Source organism: Streptomyces sp. MZ04 (assembly GCF_004684775.1).
Classification (GTDB): domain Bacteria; phylum Actinomycetota; class Actinomycetes; order Streptomycetales; family Streptomycetaceae; genus Streptomyces.
Genome location: NZ_SRIC01000324.1, coordinates 1 through 8749 on the forward strand (window position 1 = coordinate 1; position 8749 = coordinate 8749).

At 66.5% G+C, this 8749-nt stretch carries 8 protein-coding genes and 1 tRNA gene; 8 read left to right on the forward strand and 1 reads right to left on the reverse strand.

Annotated elements, in window-relative coordinates; genetic code table 11:
- The 6 genes from E2651_RS44355 to E2651_RS37700 form a co-directional block, all read left to right on the forward strand.
- Window positions 1-278, forward strand: a 278-nt coding sequence (locus E2651_RS44355; protein ID WP_167829014.1) for a hypothetical protein, incomplete at its 5' end; no start/stop codon positions are given.
- An 866-nt stretch (window positions 279-1144) separates the two neighbouring features.
- The gene (locus tag E2651_RS37680; RefSeq protein ID WP_135335778.1) at window positions 1145-2392 is read left to right on the forward strand and encodes a branched-chain amino acid ABC transporter substrate-binding protein; all 1248 of its coding nucleotides are present in this window, start codon (window positions 1145-1147) and stop codon (window positions 2390-2392) included.
- Window positions 2393-2546: 154 nt separating this feature from the next.
- Complete coding sequence (locus E2651_RS37685) at window positions 2547-3476, forward strand: branched-chain amino acid ABC transporter permease (protein ID WP_135335779.1); 930 nt, start codon at window positions 2547-2549, stop codon at window positions 3474-3476.
- Between the two features lie 5 nt (window positions 3477-3481).
- The gene (locus E2651_RS37690) at window positions 3482-5326 is read left to right on the forward strand and encodes a branched-chain amino acid ABC transporter permease (RefSeq protein WP_135335780.1); all 1845 of its coding nucleotides are present in this window, start codon (window positions 3482-3484) and stop codon (window positions 5324-5326) included.
- Between the two features lie 3 nt (window positions 5327-5329).
- Window positions 5330-6196, forward strand: coding sequence for an ABC transporter ATP-binding protein (locus tag E2651_RS37695; protein WP_135335781.1), 867 nt, complete (start codon window positions 5330-5332; stop codon window positions 6194-6196).
- On the forward strand, window positions 6196-6912 hold the full coding sequence (locus tag E2651_RS37700; RefSeq protein ID WP_135335782.1) for an ABC transporter ATP-binding protein: 717 nt from the start codon (window positions 6196-6198) through the stop codon (window positions 6910-6912). The genes E2651_RS37695 and E2651_RS37700 overlap by 1 nt, the downstream gene beginning before the upstream one ends.
- Window positions 6913-6997: 85 nt before the next feature.
- Here E2651_RS37700 and E2651_RS37705 read toward each other — a convergent pair whose 3' ends face one another.
- Window positions 6998-7654, reverse strand: a complete 657-nt coding sequence (locus E2651_RS37705) for a response regulator (protein WP_135335783.1) — start codon at window positions 7652-7654, stop codon at window positions 6998-7000.
- Window positions 7655-7752: 98 nt separating this feature from the next.
- On the opposite strand from E2651_RS37705, the gene E2651_RS37710 reads away from it, so the two are divergent.
- Window positions 7753-7827 (forward strand) — tRNA-Leu (locus E2651_RS37710).
- 107 nt (window positions 7828-7934) lie between these two features.
- Window positions 7935-8711: a helix-turn-helix domain containing protein gene (locus E2651_RS37715; protein WP_135335784.1), complete on the forward strand. Its 777-nt coding sequence runs from the start codon at window positions 7935-7937 to the stop codon at window positions 8709-8711.
- Window positions 8712-8749: the final 38 nt, after the last annotated feature.

Here is an 8749-nt window from a genome sequence, read left to right on the forward strand (position 1 = left end):
CCCCGAGCACCACACCGCCCGAAGACCTCTGCACCCTCCTGATCACCAAGTGGGGCCGGCAGATCTACGACTCGGGCGATGAGACGTACGGCGACTACCAGTCGATGGGCCTCTCCAACGGCCAGTACATGATCCTGCGGGACACCCTCGACCTGGCCCGCGCCGAGCGCAAACGCCACGGAGCCGACGCGGGACGGAAGTTGATCGCCCGGGAGGCCCGCGAGCGGTGCGAACGGCGCTACCGCCACGGGCAGCCGAGCGGCGGGCCGTGGGTGTGAACGCCATCGGCCCCATCGAGCCGGGGGAGGACACCTATGACGCCCAGGAGGTCCAGGGCTCCCCGCACCCTGTCCGTGCCCGCCCGCTCCTCACCCGTCGCCGCCGCATCACGCTGGCCCTCGCCGCGGCCGCGGTCGTCGGGGCCGCCGGACTCAGCCTCTACCTGACCCGACCCCGGCCCCCCGCACCGCCGCCACCGCTCTACCCGTCGCAGACCGTGTCCGTGGCCTACCGGGGCGACATGACGCACCCTCAGGCGGGCGACCGCACGTTCAGTTTCACCGTCCGCGTCAGCCAGGACTCGGGGCCACCGGTGTCCGTCAGGCGGATCGCCCAGCCGTCGGCGGCCCTTTCGGTCACCGCCGCCCCCCGTACCCCCTTCACGGTGAAAACGGGAACCCCTCGGACGGCACGAATCACCATGCACATTCGCGAATGTGGAAATGTGCAACGGAATGCCGGTCTCCCTTTCCTCGCCGTAACACTGCGTAATGCGCGCGCAAAGCAGACGCAGAGCTTCATCCTCGGCTCGACGTACGCAAAAGATCTTTCCAGGGCCCTGACAGCTGCATGCCCCCAGAACACTGATGTCATGAGTAAAACACCCTGACAGTCCTGCAAGGTCTCAGCATGCGGGATGCGCCGAAGGTGGCGTATTCCGCCCCATCCACCCCCTGAGTTCCAGCCCCGAATCCTCCCTGGCATAACAAGAGCGTCACACCTTTGGCCTGACCACTCCACCAGGAACAATTCGGCCCTTAGAGTCACGGCCAGTCACCGCGCCCACCGGATTCCCTTCAGTTCGGTTCCGCGCTCGACTCGGCCACCCAACAGGGGAGGGCCGTGCCAGGGGAAAGGACTGATCGTGCGTCAACGTTCGCTCATAGCCATCACCGCTGCACTCACCGCGGGGGCACTCACCCTCACCGCCTGTGGCTCACGCGACGACAAGGACAAGGGAGACTCCGCGGGCGGCGGTACCACCGTCGTCATCGGCGTCGACGCACCGCTGACCGGTGACCTGTCCGCGCTGGGCCTCGGCATCCGCAACTCCGTGGATCTCGCCGCCAAGCAGGCCAACGAGAAGAAGTACGTCGACGGCATCACCTTCAAGGTGCAACCCGCAGACGACCAAGGGCAGCCCGCTTCCGGCCAGACCAACGCCACGAAGTTCGTCGCCAACAAGGAAATCCTCGGCGCCGTCGGCCCCCTGAACTCCTCCGTCGGCGAGTCGATGCAGAAGGTCTTCGACGACGCGAAACTCGTCCAGGTCTCCCCCGCCAACACCAACCCGGCCATGACCCAGGGCCAGGACTGGAACGGCGGCAAGAAGGTCCGCCCGTACAAGGCCTACTTCCGTACGGCGACCACCGACGCGATCCAGGGTCCGTTCGCCGCGCAGTACCTGTACAACAAGGCCAAGAAGAAGAAGGTCTTCGTCGTCGACGACAAGAAGACCTACGGCGCCGGCCTCGCCGCCACCTTCAAGGACGAGTTCACCAAGCTCGGCGGCAAGGTCGCCGGCACCGAGCACGTGAACCCGGACACCAAGGACTTCGGCGCCGTCGCCACCAAGATCAAGAACTCGGACGCGGACGTCGTCTACTACGGCGGCGAGTACCCCGCGGCAGGACCGCTCAGCAAGCAGATGAAGAAGGCCGGGGCCAACATCCCGCTGGCCGGCGGTGACGGCATCTACAGCGCCGACTTCGTCAAGCTCGCCGGCAAGGAAGGCAAGGGCGACTTCGCCACCTCCGTCGGCCAACCCGTCGAAAAACTGCCGTCCGCCAAGGAGTTCATCGCGAACTACAAGAAGGCCGGCTACAAGGAGGCCTACGAGGCCTACGGCGGCTACTCCTACGACTCCGCCTGGGCGATCATCGAAGCGGTCAAGAAGGTCGTCGAGGACAACGACGGCAAGCTGCCCGACAACGCCCGCGAGAAGATCGTCGAAGCCATGCAGAACGTCTCCTTCGACGGCGTGACCGGCAAGGTCTCCTTCGACCAGTACGGCGACGCCACCAACAAGCAACTCACCGTGTACGAGGTCAAGTCCACCGAGGACCCGACCAAGGGCTGGAAGCCCGTCGAGTCCGGTACCTACACCGGCTGACCCTCCCCGCAGCCCACGACACCACCGCGCGGGGCGCTGCCTCAGCAGCGCCCCGCGCGGCGTCGCATCCGTCACCTGAGCCGTCCGGCCACCGCGTAGGCCCCCCGCCGCCGCAAGCAGGCCGCACGGCACCGAAAGACTCGGAGGACCTGCGGTGCACGAACTGCCGCAACAGCTGGTCAACGGCCTGCTACTGGGATCCATGTACGGCCTGATCGCCATCGGCTACACAATGGTCTATGGCATCGTCCAGCTCATCAACTTCGCCCACGGCGAGATATTCATGGTCGGCGGCTTCGGCGCCCTCACCGTGTGGCTCTGGCTGCCGGGCGGCACCAGCATGTGGCTCGCCCTGCCACTCATGCTCATAGGCGCCGTGATCGTCTCCACCCTCATAGCGGTCGGAGCCGAACGCTTCGCCTACCGCCCCCTGCGCGGCGCACCCCGCCTCGCACCCCTCATCACCGCCATCGGCCTCTCGCTGGCCCTGCAACAGGCCGTCTGGGCCTGGTACCCCAACGCGAAGTCGTCCCGCACGTTCCCCGAGATGCCCGGCGACACCATCCACATGGGCTCCGTCACCATCCAGCCCGGCGACATCTTCCTGCTGATCACCGCACCGATCTGCATGTTCGCCCTCGGCTGGTTCGTGATGAAGACCCGCGTCGGACGCGGCATGCAAGCCACCGCGCAGGACCCCGACACCGCCAAGCTGATGGGTGTCAACACCGACCGCGTCATCGTCGTCGCCTTCGCCATCGGCGCCGCCTTCGCCGGCATCGCCGCCGTCGCCTACGGCTTCCGATACGGCGAGGTCCAGTTCCGCATGGGCTTCCTCTGGGGCCTCAAGGCCTTCACCGCGGCCGTACTCGGCGGCATCGGCAACATCTACGGCGCCATGCTCGGCGGCCTCGTCCTCGGCATCGCCGAAGCCATGGCCACCGCCTACATGAACGACCTCCCCGGCATGAGCCAGCTCGGCGGGCAGTCCTGGGCCGACGTCTGGGCCTTCGTACTCCTCATCGTCGTACTCCTCGTCAGGCCACAAGGTCTCCTTGGCGAGCGCGTCGCGGACAGGGCGTGACAACCATGACCACACAGACCACCGCGGCCGACGCGCCCAGCCCCAAGCAGGACGACACCCCCACCGGCCTCATCGCCATACCCGTGGGCACCGCCCGCGCAATGGCCACCGGCGGCGGTGCCCTCACCGTCATCTCCGCGTTCCTCGCCTGGACCTGGACCGCGGCGTTCCCCGGCGACCTCACCGTCTACGGCTACCCCGGTGGCCTCCAGGTGCTCATCCTCATCGTCGGCGCCCTGACCACCCTCCTCGGCCTCGCCTCGTACGGCGTCAAGGGCGTACGCGCCATCGCGCCCGGCGGAGCCGACGCCGCGCTCAAGTACGCGGCGCTCGCCGCCTTCACCACCACCTGGTACACGCTCATCGCGATCAGCTACCAGCTCGGCGGGCTCGCCAACCTCGAAATCGGCGGCTGGATCGCCGGCATCGCGACCCTCGGCGCCTTCATCGGCGCCCTCGGCCTGCCCTTCAAGCGGCCGCACACCTACCCGGTCGACCCCGAAGACAGCAGCAGCGAGCAGTTCAAGCACCGCATGCGCAACGCGACGACCGTCTTCAAGGGCGCCTTCGCCGCCGAAGCGCCCCCCACGCCGCGCAAACTCCCGTCGTACGTCGAGATCCTGATCATCATCGCGGCGCTCGCCGTCGGCCTGCTGGTCTTCACCTACGGCATCGGAACCGAGTACGACGAGCTCTTCATCGGCTTCCTCGTCACCGTCGGATTCGGCTTCGCCGCACTCTCCAAGGCGGGGCTCGTCGCCCAGATCTCCACCTACACCGGGCGACACCGCAACGTCACACTCGCCGGAGCGTTCGCCGCCGCAGCGGCCTTCCCCTTCACCCAGAGCGACGACCAATACGCCACCATCGGCGTCTACATCCTGATCTTCGCGACCGTGGCCCTCGGCCTGAACATCGTCGTCGGCCTCGCGGGACTCCTCGACCTCGGATACGTCGCCTTCCTCGGCGTCGGCGCGTACGCCGCATCCATGGTGTCGGGATCGCCCTCGTCGCCCTTCGACGTGCACCTCCCGTTCTGGGGAGCCATCCTCGTCGGCGCAGGCGCATCACTGGTCTTCGGTGTGCTCATCGGCGCCCCGACACTGCGGCTGCGCGGCGACTACCTCGCCATCGTGACGCTCGGCTTCGGTGAGATCTTCCGGCTCGTCGCCATGAACTCCGACGGCACATCGGGCCCCGACATCACCAACGGGTCCAACGGCATCTCCTCGATCCCGAACCTCAAGATCCTCGGCTTCGACCTCGGCATCGAGCACACCTTCGGCGGCTTCACCATCGGCCGCTTCGCAAACTACTTCTTCCTGATGCTGCTCATCACCCTCGTCGTCGTCCTCGTCTTCCGGCGCAGCGGCGACTCCCGGATCGGCCGCGCCTGGGTCGCCATCCGCGAGGACGAGACCGCGGCGCTCGCCATGGGCATCAACGGCTTCCGCGTGAAGCTGATCGCCTTCGCCCTCGGCGCCTCGCTCGCAGGACTCGCGGGAACAGTGCAGGCGCACGTCACCTACACCGTCACCCCCGAGCAGTACCAATTCGCCAACACGGTCCCGCCGAACTCCGCATTCCTGCTCGCCGCCGTCGTCCTCGGCGGCATGGGCACCATCAGCGGACCGCTCGTCGGCGCGGCGCTGCTCTACCTGATCCCGAGCAAGCTGTCGTTCCTCGGCGACTACCAGCTCTTCGCCTTCGGCCTCGCGCTCGCGCTCCTCATGCGCTTCCGCCCCGAGGGCCTGATCCCCAACCGCCGCCGCCAGCTCGAGTTCCACCAGGCCGAACTGGCCCCCGGCGACACGCCCCCTCCCACAGTCCTCAGCAAGACAGGGGCCTGAGCCATGACCACCGACACCACCACCAACAAGGACAACGCCGCCGCTTCGCCGGCCGGCGAGACCGTCCTGGACGCTCGCGGCGTCACCATGCGCTTCGGCGGCCTCACCGCCGTACGCTCCGTCGACCTCCAGGTCAACAGCGGCGAGATCGTCGGCCTCATCGGCCCCAACGGCGCGGGCAAGACCACCTTCTTCAACTGCCTCACCGGCCTCTACATCCCCAGCGAGGGCGAAGTCCGGTACAAAGGCAAGGTCCTGCCCAGCAAGTCCTTCAAGGTCACCGCGGCCGGCGTGGCCCGCACCTTCCAAAACATCCGACTCTTCGCCAACATGACGGTCCTGGAGAACGTCCTCGTCGGCCGCCACACCCGTACCAAGGAAGGCCTCTGGTCGGCCCTCCTGCGCGGCCCCGGCTTCCACAAGGCCGAAGCCGCCTCCAAAGCCCGCGCCATGGAACTCCTGGAATTCGTCGGCCTCGCCGACAAGGCCGAGCACCTCTCACGCAACCTGCCCTACGGCGAACAGCGCAAGCTGGAGATCGCCCGCGCGCTCGCCAGCGAGCCGGGCCTGCTCCTCCTCGACGAACCGACCGCCGGCATGAACCCGCAGGAGACCCGCGCCACCGAGGAACTCGTCCTCGCCATCCGGGACATGGGCATCGCCGTCCTCGTCATCGAGCACGACATGCGCTTCATCTTCAACCTGTGCGACCGCGTCGCCGTACTCGTCCAGGGCGAAAAACTCGTCGAAGGTGACAGCGAGACCGTCCAACAGGACGACCGCGTCATCGCCGCCTACCTGGGCGAGCCCTTCGAAGGAGACCCCGGCAGCACCGAGACCGGCGGCTCGGGCGACGAGGAGAACCACTGATGACCACACTGCTCGAAGTCGAAGACCTCAAAGTCGCCTACGGCAAGATCGAAGCCGTCAAAGGCATCTCTTTCAAGGTCGAAGCCGGCGAGGTCGTCACCCTGATCGGCACCAACGGCGCGGGAAAGACCACCACCCTGCGCACGCTCTCCGGCCTCCTCAAGCCGGTCGGCGGCACCATCCGATTCAACGGAAAACCACTGCGGAAATACCGCGCCGACCAGATCGTCGCGCTCGGACTCGCCCACTCCCCCGAGGGGCGACACATCTTTCCGCGCATGACCATCGAGAACAATCTCCGGCTCGGCGCATATCTCCGCAGCGACAAAGCGGGCATCGAAAAGGACATCAAACGCGCCTACGAACTCTTCCCCATTCTCGGCGAACGCAGCAAGCAGGCCGCGGGCACCCTCTCCGGCGGCGAGCAGCAAATGCTCGCCATGGGACGCGCCCTGATGTCCCAGCCGAAACTGCTCATGCTCGACGAACCCTCCATGGGCCTTTCGCCGATCATGATGCAGCGGATCATGGCCACGATCTCCGAGCTCAAGTCCCAGGGCACGACCATCCTGCTCGTCGAGCAGAACGCCCAGGCGGCGCTCTCCCTCGCCGATCACGGCCATGTCATGGAAGTCGGCAAGATCGTCCTGTCCGGCACGGGGAACGACCTGCTGCACGACGAGTCCGTGCGCAAGGCGTACCTCGGCGAGGACTGAGCAGCACCTCGCGTACGAAGAAGGCCCGCACCCCGGCTTCGGGGTGCGGGCCTTCTTCGTAGGCATATGAAGGGCTGGGCGGGGGCTACTGCCCCTTGGACGCCTTCTTCTCCTCGGCGTCCTCGATGACGGCCTCCGCGACCTGCTGCATGGAAAGACGGCGGTCCATCGACGTCTTCTGGATCCACCGGAACGCGGCGGGCTCGGTGAGGCCGTACTCGGTCTGCAGGATCGACTTCGCGCGATCCACCAGCTTCCGGGTCTCCAGACGCAGGGTGAGGTCGGCGACCTCCTTCTCCAGCGTCTTCAGCTCCGTGAAGCGCGAGACGGCCATCTCGATCGCCGGGACGACGTCGGTCTTGCTGAACGGCTTCACGAGATACGCCATCGCGCCCGCGTCCCTGGCCCGCTCGACGAGGTCGCGCTGCGAGAAGGCGGTGAGCATGAGGACCGGGGCGATGGACTCCTCGGCGATCTTCTCGGCCGCCGAGATGCCGTCGAGCACCGGCATCTTCACGTCCAGGATCACCAGGTCGGGCTTGTGCTCCCGGGCCAGCTCGACGGCTTTCTGGCCGTCTCCGGCCTCGCCGACGACGGTGTAACCCTCTTCCTCGAGCATTTCCTTGAGGTCGAGCCGGATAAGAGCCTCGTCCTCGGCGATGACGACACGGGTCGTCAGCGGAGGCACGTGCGACTTGTCGTCGTCATCGGCTACGGGCTGGGGCGACTCGGGGGAAGTCACGGGGGCTCCTAGTTCGGGCTGGGTGCAGCTCCCAAGAGCCTACCTAGCTGCGGTATGGTGGTCGGGCAGCGGGTCGAGGTTAGCCTTCGATTCACTGGGCCCCGGTAGTCCAATTGGCAGCAGACGATGGATTCAAAACCCATACAGTGTCGGTTCGAGTCCGACCCGGGGCACTTTTCCTTCAATTCCAAGGCCGTCACCGGTAAGTGGATGTTCCCGTTCTCGTGAACATCCACTTTTTGCTGTATGCCGATCCTCTCCGTCGAGCAGAGTGCCTCACATGTACGACATGGGCACACGCAAACGGGCACTCGCTCTGGTCGCTCAGGGCCGCAGCCTGAACTCCGTAAGCAAGGAGACCGGCGTCTCCAGGGCGGCGATCCGGTCTTGGCAATCCCGCATCGACCCGCTCGGCTGGGACCGAGCGGCACCGTGCCCAAGGTGCCGCGATACTCCAGGTGAGCCAGAGGACCCAGCCGCCTACTCGTACCTACTGGGCCTCTACCTCGGAGACGGCTGCATCAGCATCCAACGGCGAGGCGTCTCCTCTCTGCGGATTGCATGCGCCGACGACTGGCCCGGCCTCATAGACGCCTGTGCCGATGCCGTGCGCGCCGCACGCCCGGACAACAAGGTCTGCCGCGTACAGAGTGAGGGCTGTCAGTACGTCACCTCCTGGAGCAAACACTGGCCTTGCCTCTTCCCCCAGCACGGCCCCGGAAAGAAACACAACCGCACCATCGCCCTCGAACCCTGGCAACAGGAGATCGTCGACTCCCACCCCTGGGAGTTCATCCGCGGCCTCATCCACTCCGACGGCTGCCGCATCACCAACTGGACGACCCGCCTAGTCGGCGGTGAGCGCAAGCGCTACGAGTACCCCCGGTACTTCTTCACGAATACGTCGACCGACATCATCCGCCTCTTCACGGACACCCTCGATCGCCTGGGCGTCGAGTGGAAGTCCCTGCACCAAAGCCGTGCCGCCGACACCATCTCCATCGCCCGCAAAGCCTCCGTAGCCCTCATGGACACCCACGTAGGCCCCAAATACTGAACCCGCCCCCGCGCACGCAATATGACGCGTCACTCCCC

Coding starts and splice junctions, on each gene's coding strand:
- E2651_RS37690 (WP_135335780.1), top strand. CDS start 3,482: ATGACCACACAGACCACCGCGGCCGACGCGCCCAGCCCCAAGCAGGAC.
- E2651_RS37695 (WP_135335781.1), top strand. CDS start 5,330: ATGACCACCGACACCACCACCAACAAGGACAACGCCGCCGCTTCGCCG.
- E2651_RS37700 (WP_135335782.1), top strand. CDS start 6,196: ATGACCACACTGCTCGAAGTCGAAGACCTCAAAGTCGCCTACGGCAAG.
- E2651_RS37715 (WP_135335784.1), top strand. CDS start 7,935: ATGTACGACATGGGCACACGCAAACGGGCACTCGCTCTGGTCGCTCAG.